This window comes from Methanococcoides orientis (genome assembly GCF_021184045.1).
In the GTDB taxonomy this organism is placed as follows: Archaea; Halobacteriota; Methanosarcinia; order Methanosarcinales; family Methanosarcinaceae; genus Methanococcoides; species Methanococcoides orientis.
The window spans coordinates 809380-830305 of sequence record NZ_CP073710.1 but is presented as its reverse complement, the minus strand read 5'-3'; the positions used below and the strand labels follow the sequence as shown (position 1 = coordinate 830305).

At 40.0% G+C, this 20926-nt stretch carries 21 protein-coding genes; 12 read left to right on the top strand and 9 right to left on the bottom strand.

Annotated features, from left to right (window positions below):
* The first annotated feature begins 683 nt into the window (after positions 1 to 683).
* The 4 genes from J7W08_RS04130 (at position 684) to J7W08_RS04115 (ending at position 6113) form a co-directional block, all read left to right on the top strand.
* The gene (locus J7W08_RS04130; RefSeq protein WP_233085375.1) at positions 684 to 1763 is read left to right on the top strand and encodes a hypothetical protein; all 1080 of its coding nucleotides are present in this window, start codon (positions 684 to 686) and stop codon (positions 1761 to 1763) included.
* 345 nt (positions 1764 to 2108) lie between these two features.
* The gene (locus J7W08_RS04125) at positions 2109 to 4595 is read left to right on the top strand and encodes an SBBP repeat-containing protein (protein WP_233085374.1); all 2487 of its coding nucleotides are present in this window, start codon (positions 2109 to 2111) and stop codon (positions 4593 to 4595) included.
* Between the two features lie 142 nt (positions 4596 to 4737).
* A complete protein-coding gene (locus J7W08_RS04120) occupies positions 4738 to 4926 on the top strand; it encodes a hypothetical protein (protein WP_233085373.1) in 189 nt (62 codons plus the stop codon).
* A 113-nt stretch (positions 4927 to 5039) separates the two neighbouring features.
* Entirely contained in the window at positions 5040 to 6113 is a 1074-nt protein-coding gene (locus J7W08_RS04115) for a DUF3578 domain-containing protein (protein ID WP_233085372.1), read from the top strand.
* Between the two features lie 58 nt (positions 6114 to 6171).
* Here J7W08_RS04115 and J7W08_RS04110 read toward each other — a convergent pair whose 3' ends face one another.
* Positions 6172 to 6384, bottom strand: coding sequence for a hypothetical protein (locus tag J7W08_RS04110; RefSeq protein WP_233085371.1), 213 nt, complete (start codon positions 6382 to 6384; stop codon positions 6172 to 6174).
* A gap of 96 nt (positions 6385 to 6480) precedes the next feature.
* Positions 6481 to 6897: a hypothetical protein gene (locus J7W08_RS04105; protein ID WP_233085370.1), complete on the bottom strand. Its 417-nt coding sequence runs from the start codon at positions 6895 to 6897 to the stop codon at positions 6481 to 6483.
* A gap of 266 nt (positions 6898 to 7163) precedes the next feature.
* On the opposite strand from J7W08_RS04105, the gene J7W08_RS04100 reads away from it, so the two are divergent.
* Together J7W08_RS04100 and J7W08_RS04095 are read left to right on the top strand one after the other, a co-directional pair.
* Entirely contained in the window at positions 7164 to 7406 is a 243-nt protein-coding gene (locus J7W08_RS04100) for a hypothetical protein (protein WP_233085369.1), read from the top strand.
* Positions 7407 to 7521: 115 nt separating this feature from the next.
* Complete coding sequence (locus tag J7W08_RS04095; RefSeq protein ID WP_233085368.1) at positions 7522 to 8145, top strand: recombinase family protein; 624 nt, start codon at positions 7522 to 7524, stop codon at positions 8143 to 8145.
* 21 nt (positions 8146 to 8166) lie between these two features.
* On the opposite strand, the gene J7W08_RS04090 is transcribed toward J7W08_RS04095, so the two are convergent.
* Positions 8167 to 9102 (bottom strand): restriction endonuclease subunit S, encoded by a 936-nt coding sequence (locus tag J7W08_RS04090; RefSeq protein WP_233085367.1) that lies wholly within the window; start codon positions 9100 to 9102, stop codon positions 8167 to 8169.
* A gap of 9 nt (positions 9103 to 9111) precedes the next feature.
* Here J7W08_RS04090 and J7W08_RS12200 point away from each other — a divergent pair, with 9 nt between their 5' ends.
* Positions 9112 to 9234, top strand: a complete 123-nt coding sequence (locus tag J7W08_RS12200) for a hypothetical protein (RefSeq protein ID WP_259370117.1) — start codon at positions 9112 to 9114, stop codon at positions 9232 to 9234.
* Positions 9235 to 9302: 68 nt separating this feature from the next.
* Here the strand turns inward: J7W08_RS12200 and J7W08_RS04085 are convergent, their stop codons facing one another.
* Together J7W08_RS04085 and J7W08_RS04080 are read right to left on the bottom strand one after the other, a co-directional pair.
* The gene (locus J7W08_RS04085; protein WP_233085366.1) at positions 9303 to 9578 is read right to left on the bottom strand and encodes a hypothetical protein; all 276 of its coding nucleotides are present in this window, start codon (positions 9576 to 9578) and stop codon (positions 9303 to 9305) included.
* Positions 9526 to 9819 carry a CRISPR-associated endonuclease Cas1 gene (locus J7W08_RS04080; protein WP_233085365.1) on the bottom strand — a complete coding sequence of 98 codons (294 nt, stop codon included), beginning with the start codon at positions 9817 to 9819 and terminating at the stop codon, positions 9526 to 9528. The genes J7W08_RS04085 and J7W08_RS04080 overlap by 53 nt, the downstream gene beginning before the upstream one ends.
* 114 nt (positions 9820 to 9933) lie before the next feature.
* Here J7W08_RS04080 and J7W08_RS04075 point away from each other — a divergent pair, with 114 nt between their 5' ends.
* The gene (locus J7W08_RS04075; protein ID WP_310742517.1) at positions 9934 to 10800 is read left to right on the top strand and encodes an SDH family Clp fold serine proteinase; all 867 of its coding nucleotides are present in this window, start codon (positions 9934 to 9936) and stop codon (positions 10798 to 10800) included.
* Between the two features lie 161 nt (positions 10801 to 10961).
* On the opposite strand, the gene J7W08_RS04070 is transcribed toward J7W08_RS04075, so the two are convergent.
* A complete protein-coding gene (locus J7W08_RS04070; protein WP_233085363.1) occupies positions 10962 to 11450 on the bottom strand; it encodes an AraC family transcriptional regulator in 489 nt (162 codons plus the stop codon).
* Positions 11451 to 11792: 342 nt separating this feature from the next.
* On the opposite strand from J7W08_RS04070, the gene J7W08_RS04065 reads away from it, so the two are divergent.
* Positions 11793 to 13022 carry a M28 family peptidase gene (locus J7W08_RS04065; RefSeq protein WP_233085362.1) on the top strand — a complete coding sequence of 410 codons (1230 nt, stop codon included), beginning with the start codon at positions 11793 to 11795 and terminating at the stop codon, positions 13020 to 13022.
* Between the two features lie 454 nt (positions 13023 to 13476).
* Positions 13477 to 15366: an acetate--CoA ligase gene (acs, locus tag J7W08_RS04060; RefSeq protein WP_233085361.1), complete on the top strand. Its 1890-nt coding sequence runs from the start codon at positions 13477 to 13479 to the stop codon at positions 15364 to 15366.
* Between the two features lie 160 nt (positions 15367 to 15526).
* Here acs and J7W08_RS04055 read toward each other — a convergent pair whose 3' ends face one another.
* Complete coding sequence (locus J7W08_RS04055; protein ID WP_233085360.1) at positions 15527 to 16777, bottom strand: MFS transporter; 1251 nt, start codon at positions 16775 to 16777, stop codon at positions 15527 to 15529.
* Positions 16778 to 17027: 250 nt separating this feature from the next.
* Between J7W08_RS04055 and sp36 the strand changes: the two genes are divergently transcribed.
* Positions 17028 to 17207: a Sp36 family protein gene (gene sp36 / locus J7W08_RS04050; protein WP_048194554.1), complete on the top strand. Its 180-nt coding sequence runs from the start codon at positions 17028 to 17030 to the stop codon at positions 17205 to 17207.
* A gap of 8 nt (positions 17208 to 17215) precedes the next feature.
* Here sp36 and J7W08_RS04045 read toward each other — a convergent pair whose 3' ends face one another.
* Positions 17216 to 17737 carry a DUF2115 domain-containing protein gene (locus tag J7W08_RS04045; RefSeq protein WP_233085359.1) on the bottom strand — a complete coding sequence of 174 codons (522 nt, stop codon included), beginning with the start codon at positions 17735 to 17737 and terminating at the stop codon, positions 17216 to 17218.
* Between the two features lie 241 nt (positions 17738 to 17978).
* On the opposite strand from J7W08_RS04045, the gene J7W08_RS04040 reads away from it, so the two are divergent.
* Positions 17979 to 18452: a hypothetical protein gene (locus J7W08_RS04040; protein WP_233085358.1), complete on the top strand. Its 474-nt coding sequence runs from the start codon at positions 17979 to 17981 to the stop codon at positions 18450 to 18452.
* Between the two features lie 301 nt (positions 18453 to 18753).
* Here J7W08_RS04040 and J7W08_RS04035 read toward each other — a convergent pair whose 3' ends face one another.
* Positions 18754 to 20868 carry a thioredoxin domain-containing protein gene (locus J7W08_RS04035; RefSeq protein ID WP_233085357.1) on the bottom strand — a complete coding sequence of 705 codons (2115 nt, stop codon included), beginning with the start codon at positions 20866 to 20868 and terminating at the stop codon, positions 18754 to 18756.
* Positions 20869 to 20926 lie beyond the last annotated feature (58 nt).

Here is a 20926-nt window from a genome sequence, read left to right as displayed (position 1 = left end):
AATGATGATGATAGCGTTTTGTCAAAACTTCGTACAGAGCAAGATTCTACTGAATCCATACTACATATTCCAAAAGGTGCATTGACTGAATCCCAACTGAAAGGCGTTGACAAGATTCTTGCACTGATGGACGAATGAGATAGTTTCCAGTCGATTGAAAAAATCAAGTCATGAATCAGCAATTTTTCTTATAAACTGATTTATGACGCTTTTTTTTGTAAATTCACCCCGTTCACCGAGTTTCCAAAGTTCCCCTATTATCTTACAAAATCAATCTTGTAAGCACGCGTCTATGTAATTATTAAGTAAATTCACCAAATTATCTTACTTTTTATTTTTTGAGTTAATTAGGGAACTCAGTGAACTTTGGGAACTCGGGGAATTTTCAGTTTTTGCCTGATTATGTCTTGAACAATTGCCAGTAATCCAAGAATATTCAATCTCAATTTTCCACCAATATTTTCGAATGCACCTCCAAACCATCGGTATTGGAGACGGATACAAAGCCTCTTGTTTCTGCTTAGCATTTTTCCAACAAAAATATTGGAATTTCTGCGAACTCTTCAAATAATGTTAACATTATACTATTAACAACTCCAACAAGAACACGTCACTCCATATATGTTAACAATCCTCCCAACAAAAAATCAGCATCAAACAACCTCAAAGTATTGGTGAAGCAAATGGACATAATATCCCCATCCAATATCAATGTGGTTCCTAGCAATGGTTGGGAACAAGGAATAAAAGAAAACAACATCAATAGACCTACTCACACAGGCCACAATACAAATATCCCTTCCCCAACCTCCGACTGCATGGTCAAGGGAGCGGTTTTGAATGCTGTGCTTGATGGAGCCCTTACATGTGCGGACATTAGAAGTAAGGTTCCCTTTGTAAAGTATGGATCCTTAAGGACAAGCCTTTATCGCTATTGCAAATACGGATACCTAACGAAAGTCGGTGGAAAACCCTATAGATACATGCTTACACCGAGAGGCATGGAACATGCTGAGAATCCTTTTCTATACAGGGAGAATTTCTATGTCAAGATGGAGGGTTTTATCGACAATAGAATCGATGCGGAAATCGCCAACCTTCTTCAGAACCCAAGGATCATCGAGAGGATCGTCGCAGAGCATCCGAACAAGGCAGAGACCATCTACAAGACTCTCACAAGGCAAATTCCTGTTCGTATGAGGGACAAGATCCTGGAGGATGAGGGAGTCGATGTGGAGAAAAATGCTGTTAACGGAGGAATTTCGAGTCGGGAACGGAAAATAATGGAGGAAAATCAGAAACTTCAGAGAATAATTGCTTCACAGAGAGGAACATTTGTGGAGGAAAATTCTCCAAAACCTCCAGAATCTCCAAAAACCCTCCAAGCGAATGAAAATCGGTATAATGTGATGAAGGGGTATTTGAAAAAACAACTCCGAAAAAAGTTCTTCGATTTCCCGGAGGTTTGGCATTACCCTTACAGAGTCATCGGGTCCAGTAATGTTCGGGAACTCATGGGATACAAGCTCAAAGGTGGAGAGATTGTCATTTATGACAAAAGGACAGCCTCCGAAATGGCCAAGAAAGGCCTCATCCGGAAGTTATCGGCCCCGGAGATAGAAGAATGTGGGTTCACCCTCCAGAGGCGTCCAGATGGCTTATACGTGGTCTCCAAAGTGGTCCCGGAAAAGAAGATCTTGGATGCGAAGTATATACTGGGAAAAACGGAAAAAGAGGTGAGGATTGTCCCTCCCTCCAAGTGATTTCACCGATCATGAGATTTCGATTTCTTCCACAAAAATCTACACGGAGTTATTAATGTAGCTGGGTATTTGGAGAGATCACAGGATAAAAGTGACTGATAATGTTTGAAGAGCAGAACTATAATGTTGCTTTGGATGAGGAAAAACACTATTTTTTTAGAAATGAGCCTTCAAAATGGATGTATCCTTCTGTATATACACATCACAAAAAAATAGACCGAGTGGCTTAAATAATTATTTCACCCAAGTATAATTTGGGGAAATATTAGTGATAAGTCAATTTTCAGATGAAAATTATAAGGCTATCATTAATTTTTAAAGAGATATTATTTGGTGGTGGAAATAATGAGAATTAAACAAAGTATACTGATTTGTTTTGGAATAGCTTTGGTATTAATTACCATTGGAACTGCATCGGCAGATTATGTTTTTGTTGACAAATTTGGATCACAAGGATCTGGTGACGGACAATTCGCGTATTCATCGAGTGTTGCCATAGATTCTTCCGGGAATGTTTATGTTGCAGACACTTTTAACCATCGAATCCAAAAATTCGACTCATCTGGAAATTTTTTGATGAAATGGGGATCTTCTGGAACCGGTGATGGACAATTTAATCAACCACTCCGTGTTGCTGTGGATTCTTCCGACAATGTTTATGTTTCAGACCTTTTTAACCATCGAATTCAAAAATTCGACTCTTCTGGCAATTTCTTGATGAAATGGGGATCTTCTGGAACTGGTGATGGACAATTCAGATATCCATATGGAGTTGCCATTGATTCTTCCGGGAATGTTTATATTACAGACGCTGAAAATCATCGAATTCAAAAATTCGACTCTTCTGGCAATTTCTTGATGAAATGGGGATCTCTTGGAACTGGTGATGATCAATTCAATTATCCAACAGATGTTGCCGTGGATTCTTCCGACAATGTTTATGTTGTAGACTCTCAGAACGTTCGAATTCAAAAATTTGATTCCTCTGGTAATTTCTTGACAAAATGGGGATCAAGTGGCGCATATGGTGTTGGCATAGATGCTTGCGACAATGTTTATGTTACTGACGGTTGGAATTATCGGATTCAAAAATATGATTCTTCGGGCAATCTCTTGACAAAATGGGGTACTCCTGGCTCAGATGATGGACAATTCAATTATCCACTAGATGTTGCCATAAATGCTACCGGATATGTTTATGTTATGGACACCTACAACTATCGGGTTCAAGTATTTGAACTTGACATTCCAAAAATAACATCCCTAACCGTGCAACCCACTGAACCAATTGAAGTTGGTAGTGAAGTCGATTTATTTGCCACATTCACTTATCCTGGTTCTCATGATACAGAAAATTATGTTTTTGTCGATAAATTTGGATCGTATGGAATTGGTGATGGGCAATTTAATCATCCAGTTGGGGTTGCCGTAGACTCTTCGGGGAATGTTTATGTTGCAGACAATCAAAACCATCGAATCCAAAAATTCGACTCATCTGGTACTTTCCTGACAAAATGGGGATCTCTTGGAATTGGTGATGGGCAATTCGATTATCCAACGGATATTGCTGTGGATTCTTCCGGTAATGTTTACGTTACAGACAAGTTTAACGATCGAATTCAAAAATTCGATTCTTCTGGTAATTTCTTGATGAAATGGGGGTCTGAAGGAACTAGTGATGGACAGTTTGATGATCCGCTTGGAATTGATGTAGATTCTTCAGGCAATGTTTATGTTGGAGATGGTTGGAACCATCGAATCCAAAAATTCGACTCATCTGGTAATTTCTTAATGAAATGGGGTACTCCTGGCTCAGGTGATGGACAATTCGGATATCCACACGGTATTGCTGTGGATTCTTCCGGTAATGTTTATGTTGGAGACGTTTGGAATGATAGAATCCAAAAATTTGATTCCTCAGGTACTTTCTTGATGAAATGGGGATCGCATGGAGCCGGTGATGGTCAATTTTATTATCCATTTACTGTTGCCGTGGATTCCTCAGGAAATGTTTTTGTTGTAGACGTTTGGAATCATCGAATCCAAAAATTTGATTCCTCTGGAACTTTCCTGACAAAATGGGGATCTGAAGGAAGCGGTGATGGTCAATTTGATGATCCATTTGGTATTGCTGTGAATTCTTCCGGAAATGTTTATGTTGCAGACACTTTTAACCATCGAATTCAAGTATTTGAACCTGAAGCATCGTACACAATAGACTGGGGTGATGGAATAATAACAGGTCCTCTTCCTACCACTAGTCCTGTAATAGATAATCATACCTACACAACAGCTGGAGTGTACACAGTCAATCTCACGATTACAGATGATGACGGTGGGTTCGATACAGAACTGTATCAGTACGTAGTGGTGTACGACCCAGATGGCGGATTTGTAACCGGTGGTGGATGGATTTGGTCTGAGTCGGGAGCATATCTGGCGGAGCCAACCCTTGAAGGAAAAGCAAACTTTGGCTTTGTTTCAAAGTACGTGAAAAATAAAGATTATCCTGTTGGTAATACTGAATTCCAGTTCCGTGCAGGTGATCTCAACTTCCACTCAGACAGTTATGATTGGCTTGTAGTCAGCAAACACAAAGCAATGTACAAGGGAACTGGAACCATCAATGGTGAAGGTAACTACGGATTCATGCTTACCGCCATCGACGCAGAACTCACACCAAGCACCGACGTTGACATGTTCAGGATAAAGATATGGGACAAAGACAACAACGATGTTGTGGTCTATGACAACATGCCGGGTGAAGATGAGGATGAAGATCCAACAACAGAAATTGGTGGAGGTTCAATCAAGATCCACAAAACAAAGTGATTGTTTAAGTGTGGGGAATACAATTTTCTCCACAATTCTTTTTTTGGTGGTTTTCAGTATTTTTCTTTAACGTTCCGTGAAGCATTTTCCTTTGTAATAAAATGAAAAGATTATCATATATGACGACAGAACTGCCTCCGAAATGGTCCAGAAAAGGCTCATAAGGAGGTTAACAGCTAAGGAGATAGAAGAGTGTGGGTTCTTCCTCTTGAGGCGTAGAGACGGCCTATACGTGGTCTCCAAGGTGGTCTCGGAGAAGAAGATTTTGGACTCCAAGTATATACCGGAAAAGTCGGAGAAAGAGGTGAGGATTATTCCCCCTCCCAAGTGATTTTTCGGAAACGATGAACGGTTAAAACAAAACATTCTTATGTAAAAAACTGTTCTAAAATTATCAATAATTATTTAATATATTTTATCATATTGTTCAATCAGGTGAAATTTATGCAAGAGTCTTTTCTAAAAATAATGGATAATTATTTAGTTGAAAAAACGAAACCACTTCCTGGCAGTGATTTTGCACATTATGTAAGGCATATTCCAAAAGCATCTATTGAAAAAACAACACTTATTGATACATCGTACTATAAAATTGAGGGCTCTCCCGGAAGGAGAAAAAATTGGGCTGAAATTCCTTGGGTTGCGATATTTGATAAAAAAATCACTACGGGTGCAAGTGAAGGCTACTACATTGTATATCTCTTTAGGGCTGATATGTCCGGTTTTTATTTATCACTTAACCAGGGTTGGACTTATTACAAAGAGGAATATGGAATCAAAGAAGGGCGGGAAAACATTGTAACAGTTGCAAATGAATTTAGAAAACTATTAAATCCATCATCAATGGATTTTCCACTCGAAAAGATTGATTTAAAAAGTAAAAAGAATCTTGCCGTAGGATATCAACTGGGCCATATTTGTGGCAAATTTTATTCAAAAGATGATTTGCCGAATGACAAGCAATTGACAAGTGATCTCATAAAATTAGTCGGCATCTATCGCGAGTTAACGGGGCGAGTTGGGAGTTTTGAAAGGTTTGCGGACAGAATATTGACAACTGATATCGACGATATTGAAGATGAAGAATATCAAAGTGAAGTGATTTATGCAAAAGCTTCGAGTACTCCAAAAAGGCCACAAAAAAAGCCGAAATCAACTACAAGTCATGGAAAGGAAGTGTGGACCAGAGACCCCAAAGTTGCGAAAGAGAGTTTGGAAAATTCGAACTACCTTTGTGAAATCGATATCGGACATAAAACATTTACTTCCTCCAAAACGGATGAAAATTTTGTAGAAGCTCATCACTTAATCCCTATGGGGAAACAAGGGGAATTCAATTGGAGTTTAGATGTGCCGAGTAACATTGTGTCTCTTTGTCCGAACTGCCATAGGCGATTACATCATGCGACAATTGATGAAAAAAAAGATAGCTTAAAGGTACTATATGACAAAAGGAAAGATGATCTCCTGGAATGTTTGATAGGTGTATCTTGGGAAGAAATATTGGGTCATTATTAATAAATTGTAAATATCTTTTATCCAAATTTAGTATGTTGGAAGTTGGCTAATAGCAACCTTATTTTTTTCTTTTTACCATAAAATCATCATCCACGAATACTTCGAAACTTTTTTCAGTTATTTGTGATAGTTGATCAGTTTCCCACATATATGAATAAAACAATATTTTTGTAGTCCTTTGTTTTGTTCCTAAATTTTTCTCAGGAGCAATTAAGATTATTATCCATTTTTCATCATCATGAGGAGTGATTTCTAAAAGTCTCTCTGACAATTTATCCCTATAATGCGTTATTACATCAGGGTAATTATCTTTTATTCCATTGATTTTTCGCAGGCGAGGTCTTGTGACGATAATTTTGAATTTTCCCTAATACGATCGTAATTTTTCGATTTCATCATATATGTTCTGGAGGTGATTTTCGACCGTGTTTCCAAAATTACCTTTTATTGTTTCTTCATGCTCTAGCCCCAATATGAAGTCGTAATTTTCAGTATGCCAAGACAAATCGAAGCCTCTGTCAATAGGTTTTTGAAATTTATCTATATCTGAAATGACTCCAATTTCTCTTAAAAATATAGGAACATTATCCTGAGTATAAGAAGCCCCTACTTTATAGTTTAATTTCTCACCCCATATCAAAAAACAAGCTTCTACAAAGGGTGACCATGAAGGTGTAAACCACCAATTGGTTCCAATTTTATGGCCAAAGTCGTCAAAGTATTCTTTTATAAAATCGTATAATTTATCAGCAACATCTTCCTCTGAAATTTTTTGCCACTTCATTGTTTATTCAATGCAAAAATAATATTTAAATGTTTAAGGGTAAATTATTTTTTACTCTTATAACAAGCAGTTTTAAGCGTTTTTAGTCCATTCCATGCGATGACATAACTCCACCCAAAAAAGCTTAATCTGGATGATTCTCGGAAGCCTCAGAACATATGGTTGCAATAGGAGAATGGAGGGGGTTAAAATGAAGTGCACAATGATACCCATTAAGGTAAGTGATAATACTTAATATGAATATGTATAAGTAATATCACATTTTATTGGAAGTAGGAGGTTATACTATAACATATGAAATTGGACCGATATCAAATGTATCGATTGAATATAGAGAAAAATTTCTCGAAGAAGATAACGATGGTTGCCAAGAAGACTTGTTTGATGAATTAGATAAAATCGTATTCTTATATAATGGTATTATTGTAGAAGATTCCGATGAATCTGAGTTTATACCTATTGATAAAATCAAAAGCATCACCTATAAACGTGGTTCTTATAAACCATAAGGCCATCCTCGCATATTTCTTTTTTTTTGAATTAGATCCCACAATACATGTCTATTTGGTTCCATAAAACAATGAGAACAACTTTATAAAAGATCTGTAACACAAAATATGTTTAATGGAATCTTCTGAAAATTCAGTTGGATATGCAAGGACAAGTACGAAAGATCAGAACATCGATACCCAAATAGTCCAGCTCAAGAACAAGGGCATTCCTCCGGAGCAGATATTCTTTGACGAGGGCATCAGTGGGAGTGTTCCGGCTCCAGAGCGACCCGGGTTCAAAAAGCTCCTGAAATATATCGAGTCTCATGAAGTGAAGACGATCTATCTGTTCGAAATCTCGCGGCTTGGGAGGACTTTTATCGACACCCTTAATCTTATGGAATTTGAAGATAAAGGCGTCAGGGTGGTCTCCTTGAGCCCCAGTGAGGCATGGTCCACATCTGGTGACCCTCATTACAGGAAGCTGTTAATATCTATCTTTGGATGGGTTGCAGAAAATGAGAAGAGGATCATGAGGGAACGGATAAAGGTTGGCATAGAGCGCCACCGGAGGGAAAAGAAAACATGGGGGAGACCCACCAAAGAGCCGAACAAAAAAGAGGTCATGAAGTACAGGGATAAGGGTCTGACATGGTCCGAAATCTCGAGGGTGATGAACGTTCCTGCAAGTACATTGTACAAGTACAGGGATAAATGGGAGGAACAGGACCGGGTCGAAAGGGTCAATAAGGCATGAGAATTATTTTTTGTTCGCTTTTTAGGTCTTAATTTGTTCCAACAAAACTTCGGCAGGTTCCCAATCTGGAGCGTTTCGTGCCTCTTCCAGCTCCCGTTCATTGAGTAGCTTTCCTTCAAACGCTTTTTTCAAGATGCTCTGTCGCAATGCTTCGGCCCTTTCAAGGTTTTCTTCGATGTCCTGTTCGACTTTATCACAAACCGAAAGGCGTGTTTCGATTTCGGTTACGATGGCTTGTTGTTCGAGGAAGGAACAGAGTGGGAATGGATAATTGCTAAGTTTTTCTCCATTTATGTTTGATTGGTTTACACCATCTGTTTTTACTGAATTTCCATGCATTTTTGCAGTGTGGGAGTTCAGAAAATAGTTTAGAAAATCTGCAACTATATATTTTTGAAGTTGATTTATCCTTATCAAATAGCCTGCAAAAACAGAAGGTCTTTCACTTTTGTAAATGGCAGTTTTACCAACTAATTCGGGGCTATTTGTGCGGTTGAAAAGAACATCATCTTTTTTTAGTAAATATTTTTCAATTTCTGCCTTGTCGCTTGTAAAAACCAAATCTCCCCAATCAAATTTCCCATTTTGAATATTTCCCATTCGTAATACCGGAACATCTCCTGATTTTTGTGATTTTGCAGATGTTCCATATTCTACCCCAAGTGTTAAATTTCCAATTTTCGTCCATTTCCACTCTTGGGGGGTAATTTGTAATTTGGAAAGCTCATTGATAGTGAGTGGTTTTGTTTCTTTGGGTTTCTTGGGTCGACTGGGTTTCTTTCCTTCTTTCCCTGCATCCTCCCACTCTTTAACAGCTCTTTTCCATTCCTCAAGCTTCTTCTTGTAACTCTCTTCCCGTTCCACCCGAATCTGCTCTAGCAAATCCTCCGCATCCGGAAGATTAGTCTGCTGTTCCCTCCATTCCCTCGTAAGCTCTCCCTCAAAGGCCTTCTTCAAGACTGCCTGATGGTATATCTTGAGTTGCTCCCGCACCAATTTGAGGTTGGAAATGCCGTTGTCAAGGTCGCTGAAGAGCTGATCAAAGACGCAGAGACCATCATTATGCTTATTGAGAATTCTGAAGGGTAATCTAACCCTTCTTTGATTTTTTTGCTAAATCGTTCTGAATCAAAGGCAACATTATATTTAATCATAGCTTAAGCCATCATGCTCTTTTTAAGATGCATCCCCATCTCTAATCTTGTCCTTACATGAGCATTGAGAGTAAACGGCTTATCACTCTTGGCATTCTGCTTCATGTAAAGCAATGTACCCTTAGAGAATCCCATCTCCTTCCATTCGGTGTAAGGCATGTCAATGATCCTCTTCCTCAGCAGATCAGAATCATCTCTTTGAGCTACATAAACAGGTCTGCTAAACTCAATCGTTTTCCTCTTTCCAACAAGCTGATGGCTTAACTCCCTTGCCTTCAACAACAGGACAGATCCCAAGAACTGTTCTTTTTCCTGTATTCGACCTTGTCTTGTGGTTCATTACTGAATTGAACTCTTCAGTAACCTTCCTTGCTCCAGTAGGTCTAAGCCTTAATGAAAAACTCTCAGTCCTCACAAAGTCCTTGTTATCTACAACTCCCTTCTCGATCAGGTTCATTACAGTAAGATCAACAATCTCCTGGGCTTGCTCAGGAGGAACAAAGATGGAATCAGTATCCATATATGCATGGACTGAACCCAACTCTTTTACTTTAGCTTCTAATTTGACAATCTCATTGATGTAGAAAAAGATTAGAAAAGTAAGGTTATATGGGTTATGTAACTAAAAAGTAATATAGTAAATATTATTTCTGATCAAGGGGGTATCATTCTGGTCTCGATTTCCGAAATCACCGTCACAGAAATTCTGATAATCTTATTTCTGATCTTCTTCTTGTACGCTTTTGTCTATCCTCAGTCCCAGCTCAAGAAAATTAAGATGCAAAGGCTTTCCATGATCAAACGGATGGAGCGCATGTGGGGCACAAAGGTTCTTACCATGATACACAGGAAAGAAGCAGTTTCCATGTTAGGTTTTCCTGTCTATCAATACATAGATGTTGAGGATGCTGAACAGGTACTTCGAGCCATCAGGGAGACCGGTGACCGGCCCATAGATATTATCATGCAAACACCTGGAGGTCAAATGCATGCCAGCATACAGATCGCACGGGCTCTTAATAATCATAAAGAAAAGGTCAGGATAATGATTCCACACTATTGCATGTCAGGGGGTACCATCATTGCCCTTGCTGCAGATGAGATTTTAATGGATCCTGATGCAGTCATAGGTCCAATAGACCCACAGGTGGGTGATCTCATTCGTGGAACATACCCGGCACCCTCATGGATCTATGCAGCCGAAAAGAAAGGAATGGATGCTGATGACACTACCATCATCATGAGCGAGATCTCAAAAAAAGCAATGGAGCTTACAAAAGATGTTATCATGGAATTGCTTGAGGACAAAATTCAAGATGAAGAAAAAAGGAACTCCGTTGCTCAAAAACTATTAAGTGGAGAGATGATACATGTCACTCCGATCTCTGCAAAAGAGGCTATTGAACTGGGGCTGCCGGTCAGCACTGAATTGCCTTCAGAAGTCCATGATTTCATGAAGTTTTTCAGGTCTGCAAAGATGAGCGTGGAATATATTGAGTAAATTGATTTTTTGAATTACTTGATTTTAAGAAAGGGTTAACAACCTTTCTGATTACCATTTTTCAAACTTTTCCACTACTCCTTCTATCCCATACTTCCAATCCCAGATTACGATTGTTAAGAGAAGCATTTACATTTCAGAAATGCCCCTCTGGTTCTTATTCACTTGACTGGCATGCATATATCAAGAATATGATGCTTTTCCGGATGCTCCTCTGGATCATTCAAATATATCTCATAACTTGCCCGGGACATATCCATTTCAAGATTATTTTCCATAAGCCACCCTACGATCTTTTCCCATGCAGGGCCATATTCTTCTGCTCCTTTCAGTTCTGCATGCATTACTACATACTTTCCACCGGGAAGTTTCTGCTTCTTGATCTCACCCTCAACTTCAACATCATCGTCGATGGTCATGCACGCATCCAGTTTAAGTTCTTCTGGAGGGGTAACACCCGGATCATCGTAATAGGCAGACATAAAAAGAGTATTCGGTCCTATCAATTGCTTCGGGCCTGCCCAGTTGCCCAATTTACCGAACAGCTCTGCAAAGACCTCGACCTTACCCACATAGTTGCCGACAAAGGAAACGCATGCTACGGTTCTTTCTTCTAATTCTGTTATCTCTGTTTCTTTTAGAATTTCCAAGCTTATCACCCACTTTTAATTTCAAATTATTTTCTGTAATAAGTACTATAAAAACTCATAGTAAGTTGATTGAAAGTAACAATCATTCCTTACCAGAAAATCCTGTATGGGAACATCATGCAATTGATTATTTATTCAATTCCAAAAGGCACAGTTAAACTCAAGGGGTGGAAAAATGTCAACTAGGAATGTTGATTGACTATTATTAAATGTTGATTATAGCAAATAGATTTTTTACGATGAAGATCTATGTATGGATGGGTACAGATTAATTCACATTAAAATAAGGAGCTGTCTTCTGACTGGCAAAGATGGGTTAGATCAATTCTTGGAGAAATTAATATGAAATTTAATATAAGAACTGAGAATGAAGAATATTCAGAAAAAGCAAAGGTCTATTTGAATGCTTTATGTGATGTAAAGCCTACCAGAAGCACTGGTTCGGCAGGCAATCGTGAAGCAACAGACTTTTTTGCGAGGATTGTCAGCCCTTATGGATATGCAGTTGAAAGCGAGTCCTTTAGTTGCATGGATTTTGAGAGCGGGGAATCTTCCCTTAGAGCTATTGACAGATCGTTTGAGATATATCCAAGCCCTTTTTCTCTTGGGTGTGATGTAGAAGCGGAATTAGAAACGGTTACTACCGTTGAAGAATTAGAAAAATGCAACTGTAGGGGCAAGATCCTATTGATGAAAGGTAAAATATGCGATGAACCGCTGATGCCTAAAAATTTTGTGTTCTATAACCCGGAAGATCATAAGAAAATATATTCTCTTTTAGAAACAAAAGAACCAGCAGCTATAGTCACTGCGACAGAAATCAAACCCGAACTTGTAGGGGCAATATATCCCTATCCTCTTATAGAAGATGGTGATTTTGACATCCCTTCTGCATATTGCACGGACGATGTTGGTGATGAAATAGCTAAAGGAACAGGGGGCATGTTCAAGTTAAGGATCAATTCCAAAAGAATCCCTTCAACTGCCTGTAATGTCATTGTGCGGAAAAATCCAGACGCAGATAAGAAAATTGTTATTTGTGCACACATAGATTCAAGGGCAAGCACACCAGGTGCATCAGATAATGCTTCAGGGACAGTGGTCCTATTACTCCTTGCTGAAATGCTTTCCGATCATCAAAGCAATATTTGTATTGAAATTGTGGCTTTCAATGGGGAGGATCACTACAGTGTAGCAGGGCAGATGGATTACCTGCATAAATATCAAAAAGAGTTTGATAAAATAATTCTGGCAATCAATATAGATGATGTTGGTTACAAAAAAGGTAAAACTGCTTATTCATTCTATGAGTGTTCAGATAAAACAAAACGAAATATCTGTGGCACTTTATCAAACTACAAGGGCCTAACAGAGGGGGGACCCTGGTATAGCGGAGACCATATGATATTTGCACAAAATAGCATAGAAACGATGGCATTAACATCTGAGTGTATTCCTTTTTTGATGAAAACAATTACACATACAGAAAAAGATATACCAGACATTATTGACTGCGATAAACTTGTGGAAGTTGCAGCTGCATTAAAGGATATTGTAGAGAATTGTGATTAACTGCTGATTTTTTTAGAGCAAAATTCTTCAAAGGAGTCTATAAAATTAGTTTAATCTATTTCAAAAGGTTGTACACTTGCATTGAGATTGTGGTCTCTAATAACTGATGGTCATACATCCTTTTTTTATCATTTTCTTTGCGAACAACAGGAGTCTATATTATGGCATTTCTGTATTTTTGGTTCCATTGATGTCTTTTTTTATTCAATGGGTTGCTAATCCAAAGACCACAACAGATAAATACATCCATCATCATTATTCATGATGGATGGGAACTATTAACCTGTGGTTTCATTATCTCTTCCTTATTTGGTCCCATCGATTTCCATAGCAGGCAGCTGTATTCTCCTCCTAGTGGAATCTCTTGCATGGTTCCAAAGCTGAGTTCATTTGATCTGAAACGAAGTCAGGTCATGTGAAATCTGTAATGAATATTAGTTAGGAATAGAGAAACATGTCTGAAAATTTAGATATTAAGCTTGACAGTAAATGTTACTATCCTGATCCATCGGTAAAGGAAAATTCCTGGATGCAGGATTATGAAAAGATCTATAGTGAATCTCTCAAGGATCCTGAAAAACACTGGGAAAGTGTAGCAGAGGAACTTGAATGGTTCGAAAAGTGGGACAAGGTTTTGGAATGGGACCATCCTTATGCAAAATGGTTTACCAATGCCAGGATGAACATAACCTCCAATTGCCTTGAACGCCATGTATTCAATGGGAAAAGGAACAAGGTCGCAATGATCTGGATAGGCGATGGTGGAGAAGAGCAGGTTATCACATATCGTCAGCTTTACCGTGATGTCATGAGATTTTCCAATGGTCTCAAATCCCTCGGTGTTGAGAAAGGGGATAAAGTGTGCATATATATGCCACAGGTTCCTGAGCAGATCGTGGCCATGCTTGCATGTGCACGTATCGGTGCGGTCCACAGTGTCGTTTTCGGAGGCTTCGGTGCCAAAGCATTACATTCCAGGATAAAGGATGCACAGGCAAAGATCGTCATTACTGCAGATGCAAGCCTTCGGCGTGGTAAGCGCATTGATCTGAAGTCTCTTGTGGATGAAGCTGTGGTCAATGCCTCATGTGTTGAGAAGATAGTGGTCCTGAGAAGAATGACTCCCCAAATGGAACTCTTTTCTGAGATCGAGGTTGACTTCTATGAGATCATGGAAGATGTGGAAAAGGAATGTGAACCTGAGATGATGGATTCCGAGGACCCTCTGTTCATCCTCTACACCAGTGGAACAACCGGTCCGGCCAAGGGAATAGTTCATGCATGCGGTGGCTATATGGTAGGCACCTACTACACCACAAAGAATATTCTGGACCTGAAGGAAAATGATGTCATGTGGTGTACTGCAGATCCCGGATGGATCACAGGCCACAGCTACATTGTCTATGGTCCTCTTTCTATGGGTGCAACGATCCTCATTTCCGAGACAACACCCGACTATCCGGATCCAGGTGTATGGTGGAACATAATTGAGGAGTTCGATGTGAGTGTCTTTTATACGGCACCAACAGCGATACGCATGTTCATGAGACTAGGGGAAGAATGGCCCGGGAAGTACAACCTGAGCTCCCTGAGGATCCTGGGTTCGGTCGGAGAACCTCTAAATCCCGAAGCGTTCAAGTGGTATTATCGTGTTATCGGCAAGGAAAAATGTCCGATTCTGGATACCTGGTGGCAGACCGAGACAGGCATGCATATGCTCACCACAGCGGTTGGAGAACCCATGAAACCGGGATTCACAGGAAGGCCTGTCCCAGGTGTGGTTGCTGATGTTGTGGATGAGAATGGTGACCCGGTACCTGCAGGAACAGGTGGTTTCCTTGTGATAAAACAACCCTGGCCTTCCATGATGAGAACCGTTCATGGCAATGATGAAAGATATCGCCAGTATTGGACAACGATCCAGAATTACTACAGTGCAGGTGACTTGGCCGTAAAGGATGAGGATGGCTATATCATGATACAGGGGCGTTCTGACGATGTACTTATCGTTGCTGGCCACAACATTGGCAGTGCAGAGGTCGAGAGTGCGCTTGTATCCCATGAGGCCGTGGCTGAAGCTGCTGTAATAGGAAAACCTGATCCTCTGAAAGGTGATTCCATCAAAGCTTTCGTCATACTTCGCATGGGCTTCAACTATTCCGAAAAACTGAAGCTTGATCTTATGTATCATGTAAGAATGAATCTGGGCCCAATTGCAATGCCTTCCGAGATCGAAATTGTTGACTCGCTGCCAAAGACCCGCAGCGGTAAGATCATGCGAAGGTTGCTTAAGGCACAGGAGCTTGGAATGGATCCCGGGGATGTATCCTCTTTGGAAGACTGAGTTCCAGATATCGCTTCTGGAGCGCGGAACGAGGTGATGAGCTACGCTCACCACCTCATTTTAACATGCGATCCTTCCAATTTCTTTCACATGAGCATTAGACTAAACGTTCTCTGGATCCTGGCATCCTGCAATTATCCGAAATATGTCCTATTTTCTCTCAAACCTCTTCCTGCACTTCCTTTTCAAAAGAAAGCATCCTGAAAGACAGCAGGAATACTGTGTAAATTATCACTGCTGCTACTATGAACGACACTCCTCCAAGTATCTCATAGAGGAATCCTCCAAGGATCAGTCCTGCAATGCTGGCAAGGCTTGAAAAGCTACTGGCAAAACCCTGTACGGCACCCTGATGTTCCTTGCCTGCAAGTTTTGAGATTATGGAAAGGATCGAAGGCCACATAAGTCCGTTCCCAAGTGCAAAGAAAGCGGCTGCAAGGTATGTAAGAGCAATATTTCCGGATACCAGCAGAAGGAAGTTCGTGCCAAGTATGATGCTTCCTGCTATTGCAAGGTAAGCATCTGAATGCCTCTTTACCGCCATGCTGAGGATCGGTCCCTGAACTACGATCATCAGGATGCCGAGTACTGAAAAATAGATTCCCATGTCAGCAACAGACCACTGAAGAGTGCGGATCGCATGAAGTGGGAATGCTGTGTAGAATATGTTGAATCCGAGGAATATCAGGAAATATAGCAGTAACATATATGGTATGTTCTTTAGCCCGATCACTTCCCTGAAGCTGATCTTCTTTGCTTTACTTATGGTGCACTGCCTTGATTCAGGCAGATACAGAACTATTGCAATAGTTCCTGCAAGGGATATGAGGGCAGCAGCAAGTACCGGAATAAGTTCTCCATAGATCGTTATGCTAAGCAGGCCTGCAAGTGCTGGTCCTATTATGAATCCGAGATTTGCAGAAATGGACATTTTTCCAAAGTTCTTATTGCGGTCCTTTTCTTCAGTTATGTCTGCAAGGTAAGCATTTGCTACGGCTATGTTCCCTCCCGTAAGTCCGTCAAAGCTTCTGGCGATGAAAAGTATCAGAAGTGGTATCGTGATAACAAATGCTCCAAAAAAGGCTGAATTGACGCTCACAAGGCTCTTTACGGGGGTGAAAAATGCAAGGAGGAATATGATCCAGGATAACAATGTGCCTGCCTGGGATATTAACAATATCTTCTTTCTTCCATGAATATCAGACCATCTTCCAAGTATGGGAGCTCCTATTAGCTGGAATGCTGGATACATGGCACCAATGAATCCGTAAACGATGGCATTTCCACCAAATCTCTCTACCAGAAAAACAAGGAATGGGATGACTATTCCAAAGCCAAGGGTATTGATAAAGTTGATTAACAGTAAAGGAAAAAGCCTTGGTTTTTTTGGTTCACAGCCATTCTGGTCCATCTATACATATTTTCTGTTTCTAACTATTTATAGGGTCATGTCTCATGAAGGAATTGAATTCGAAGCTGCTTTTTATGGATATTTAATGATTTGAATTACCAAATTGTTCATTGCGGATATGTTCGGTTTTTATTGAACCATTTTAATCAATTTTAGTTGACTATATGTTAAATATAATTTTTAAAAACAGTTATATACCATCAATAGGCTATTTATTATTATAACATAAAACTCAAAAAGAGGTGTAGTCATGGCATGTTGGGAATATGATATTAAGTCCGTTCGAATGGGTGAAGTTGGTAAGACAAAAGAAGATCTTAATCAGATGGGTCTTGATGGCTGGGAATTAGTCAAGTTTGTTGGTCAAGTAGATGAAGATGGTATGTCTACTGCATTTTTCAAGCGTGTTTTGGATGGAGCTAACATCTAAGCTTCATCTTAAACCTCCATTTTCCACTTATCTCCTTTTATCAGTTCTTCTGCATCCCTGCAAATACAGAATTTACAGAGAGCACACTCCACATTATTCTGCTTGTCTTTCACAGGGCAATAGTATATTCCATCCTTTTCCAGGACCTGATCTCCTCCCGGAAAGACCATCCCTATTGGATGGATCGGTTTTTTGACAATGAATACAAGATAGGGTGCTGTAAGATTCACTAATTGATTGAAATACTTCTGATTCTTATCTTCTGAAATACCCATTTGTTCGAGCCTTTTCATAAGATCATCATACTCTTCTGCATCAATGGTCTCATTCATTTCAGGTTGTTTTGAATTACTGATCTCTGTGAAGATTGTATATAGATAGTTGAAAAGCTCAGTTGAATATGCTTCCCTGTACTTTTTAGGCAAGCTGGAAGCTGATCTGACCATGAAGGCCCTTGCTTTCATAATATCGGATATAGGAACGCTTCGTGCAGATTTTTGAAGCGAGCTAAGAAGATCTGCAGTGTTCATAAGAGATATTGTGTCCTTCTTTCATTTAAAAATTTGTAAGAATTCGTAATGTCATATTTTATTAACTTCATTTAATGTCACTTTTAACCTGACAGAAACATTTATATAACGCCAGTTCGTATATACACGAACGTTGGTAGTAACTCTTATTTTCTTTAACTAATTTACTTAATTACTTACACTTTTTTCTTTTCTTGTTTGAATCGACCTTGAAACAAAAAACAATTGCTGGAGGCAAACCATGACCGAAAAAGAAAACAACGATGATGGTTCAGTTCCTCTTCCGATGAAGGAACTGGAAGAAATTGTCAGATCCCTTATTGAGCGTATCATGGATGAAATGGCTGAAGAAGGATTCGAAAAACCTGCATTTTATGGTTTTTCCGTAGTCTACAATGGAGCTGATAACTCTGAGGAGCAGCACTTCTCCACCATAAAACTGGGCGATAATAACTTCTTTTATGTTTCAAAGAAGGATGCAGTCGTAGAGTGCACTGAGGTTGATGATAAACTGTACGTTACAGTTGATACCGGAGTTGATGTTGATGATGTATCATACACCGCATCAGGTTCTGAACTTGAACTTCAGTTCGAGACTGAAGAACAGCTCTTTACCCAGCATGTTGAGCTTGAACCAAAGGTAGATCCTGAAAGCTCAAAAATGACATTCAAAAATGGAGTAGTTGAGATTGTGTTCCAGATACTCGATGAGTGATCATCGAAACTGTACACGACCTCCTTTCTTTTTATGGCTTAATTCTTCAGTTCTCTTATTTTGTCTTCTTTCTTAGAATAGCAAAAGCTATAGCTACGCAAAGAAGTGCAATTGCCGGGCTTAAGGGGCTATCCTGCTCATCCACCGGAGGCTCAAGAACCACTCCTTCAGGGAGATACAGCTCGGTTTCGGGATGGAATGCATACCATGCGAACCAGAAGTCCCTTTCTTTGACTATTTCTTCCCTAGTATCCGGTTGGTTATGGTGACAATTCTCACTTCGTCCCTTTCTATCTTTTGCTTATTTCTTATCTTTAATCAACTGCATCATCTTTTCCGGATCAGTAGTTGGTTCTTTGCAGCTTAGATCTCTGCATACGTAAGCAGTTGCTTTTCCATCTTTCATAACAATATTCTCAGTGTACTCCGCGATCCTGGTGATCGCATTCCCTTCGGTTCCCGGTGGTTTGACCATCACGACCTTGTTAGGAAGATACTCCTTATGAAGCTGTGATAGCATCAATTTTGTATCCTCAGAATTAAGATCACCTGCGATCACAACTTCACTTGAGGGTCCCAGAATAAAGTTTACACCCGACAGGAACTGTGTGTATCCTATGGGTATGGCTGAAATTGTTCCGGAAAATGCCTTCATGATCTCATAGGCCTTCTTCTCAAGTTCGGTGTTCCCAGTCATTCTTCCAAGGCGGATCAGGTTAGAAAAAGCAATAGAATTACCACTTGGGATCGCGCCGTCATAAACTTCTTTCTTCCTGAAAAGAAGGCTTTCCGAAGTTCTGGCTGTCTGGTAGAATCCACCATTATCCTCATCCCAGTAATTATCAAGCAGGTATTCATTGAGCTTCAATGCTGCATTTAGATATGATGTTTCAAAAGTAGTCTCATATAGCTCGATCAGTCCCCATATTAGGAATGCATGGTCTTCCAGGAATGACGGTGTTTCTGTTCTTTCGCTACACAGATGGGAAAGACTGCCTGTTCTCATGTAGGTGCTGGTGAGAATCAGGTCTGCACATCTTTTAGCCATATATGTATATCTCAGTTCTCCAAGTGCTCTTGAAGCGATTGCCAGTGAAGCTATCATCAGTCCGTTCCAGTCAGTGAGTATTTTGTCATCCTTTGAAGGGTGAACTCTTTTCTCACGAACTTTAAAGAGCTTCTGCCTGCTTTTCTCAATGGCACTTTGAAATTTTTCGATCGTTATGTTGTGTTTACGTGCGGTCTCATCAGGACCAGTTTTAATGTGTAATATGTTCTTCCCGGTACGTTGACGAGTGCTTTCATCAAGGAAATTGCCGCTTTTTTCTACGTTGAAATGATCTATGAACAACTCTGCATCAGCTTCTTCAAGGATCTCCTTGATCTCTTCAATGTCCCAACCGTAGAACTTTCCTTCAACACCCTCGCTGTCGGCATCTTCAGCACAATAGAACCCGCCTTCCGGGGATGTCATATATCTTTCAACATACTCGAATATCTCTCTAACCGTTTCTGCGAATTCAGGCTTGCCTGTTGCCTGGTATGCTTCTGAATAAGCTATTGCCAGCATTCCCTGGTCGTATAACATCTTTTCAAAGTGAGGCACTAGCCACGTGCTATCCGTGGAATACCTGTGAAATCCAAAACCGATATGGTCATAGATCCCCCCGGATCTCATTGCACTGAGCGTTTTTTCCACAATTTTCAGTGCTCTTTCATCACCGCTCCGGTTCCAGTATCGAAGAAGGTACATGAGGTTGTGTGGGGATGGGAACTTAGGTGCATTTCCAAACCCGCCATTTTCTTCATCGAACGTATTCTCAAGATGCTTGAAGGCCAGATACAGGACATTATCATCAATTGTTCCTTTTCCCATAGGCTTCTTAGTTGTTCTTTCAGAGAAATGGAAACGTATCATAGATGTCTGCTCTTCGATCTTGTGATACTCTTTGGTCCATATCTCATTTATCTGTGGTAGAAGCTCCATCAGCCCAATGCGCCCTAGAATACTCTTTTTTGGCATGTACGTTGCAGCTACAAAGGGCACTTTTTCAGGCGTCATTATTATTGTAAGCGGCCAGCCACCGTTTCCATTCATAGCCTGACATACTTCCATATAGACAGCATCAATATCTGGTCTTTCTTCCCTGTCAACTTTTATAGCAACAAAATTGTTGTTCATTATGTCTGCCAGATCCTGATGTTCAAAAGACTCCCTTTCCATCACGTGGCACCAGTGACAGGTCGAATATCCTATGGATAGGAATATAGGTTTGTTCTCATCTTTTGCTTTTTTGAATGCTTCTGTCCCCCATGGGTACCAGTCCACTGGATTGTATGCGTGCTGTAAAAGGTACGGACTTTTTTCATGGACCAGCCTGTTCGGCTTTCTTTTGTCATCATCATATGTATTCATTAAATGCCCCCGATAATCCCCAAATAGTCTATTACTTGATATCTCCTCTATTTGGTAT

Excerpts from the sequence above, each read along its gene's own strand:
- J7W08_RS04095 (WP_233085368.1), top strand. The coding sequence starts at position 7,522 with ATGGAATCTTCTGAAAATTCAGTTGGATATGCAAGGACAAGTACGAAA.
- J7W08_RS04115 (WP_233085372.1), top strand. The coding sequence starts at position 5,040 with ATGCAAGAGTCTTTTCTAAAAATAATGGATAATTATTTAGTTGAAAAA.
- J7W08_RS04045 (WP_233085359.1), bottom strand. The coding sequence starts at position 17,737 with ATGAACACTGCAGATCTTCTTAGCTCGCTTCAAAAATCTGCACGAAGC.
- J7W08_RS04055 (WP_233085360.1), bottom strand. The coding sequence starts at position 16,777 with ATGGACCAGAATGGCTGTGAACCAAAAAAACCAAGGCTTTTTCCTTTA.
- J7W08_RS04120 (WP_233085373.1), top strand. The coding sequence starts at position 4,738 with ATGGTCCAGAAAAGGCTCATAAGGAGGTTAACAGCTAAGGAGATAGAA.
- sp36 (WP_048194554.1), top strand. The coding sequence starts at position 17,028 with ATGGCATGTTGGGAATATGATATTAAGTCCGTTCGAATGGGTGAAGTT.
- J7W08_RS04065 (WP_233085362.1), top strand. The coding sequence starts at position 11,793 with ATGAAATTTAATATAAGAACTGAGAATGAAGAATATTCAGAAAAAGCA.
- J7W08_RS04125 (WP_233085374.1), top strand. The coding sequence starts at position 2,109 with ATGAGAATTAAACAAAGTATACTGATTTGTTTTGGAATAGCTTTGGTA.
- acs (WP_233085361.1), top strand. The coding sequence starts at position 13,477 with ATGTCTGAAAATTTAGATATTAAGCTTGACAGTAAATGTTACTATCCT.
- J7W08_RS12200 (WP_259370117.1), top strand. The coding sequence starts at position 9,112 with ATGGTATATCTTGAGTTGCTCCCGCACCAATTTGAGGTTGGAAATGCC.
- J7W08_RS04080 (WP_233085365.1), bottom strand. The coding sequence starts at position 9,819 with ATGGATACTGATTCCATCTTTGTTCCTCCTGAGCAAGCCCAGGAGATT.
- J7W08_RS04035 (WP_233085357.1), bottom strand. The coding sequence starts at position 20,868 with ATGAATACATATGATGATGACAAAAGAAAGCCGAACAGGCTGGTCCAT.
- J7W08_RS04040 (WP_233085358.1), top strand. The coding sequence starts at position 17,979 with ATGACCGAAAAAGAAAACAACGATGATGGTTCAGTTCCTCTTCCGATG.
- J7W08_RS04105 (WP_233085370.1), bottom strand. The coding sequence starts at position 6,897 with ATGAAGTGGCAAAAAATTTCAGAGGAAGATGTTGCTGATAAATTATAC.
- J7W08_RS04130 (WP_233085375.1), top strand. The coding sequence starts at position 684 with ATGGACATAATATCCCCATCCAATATCAATGTGGTTCCTAGCAATGGT.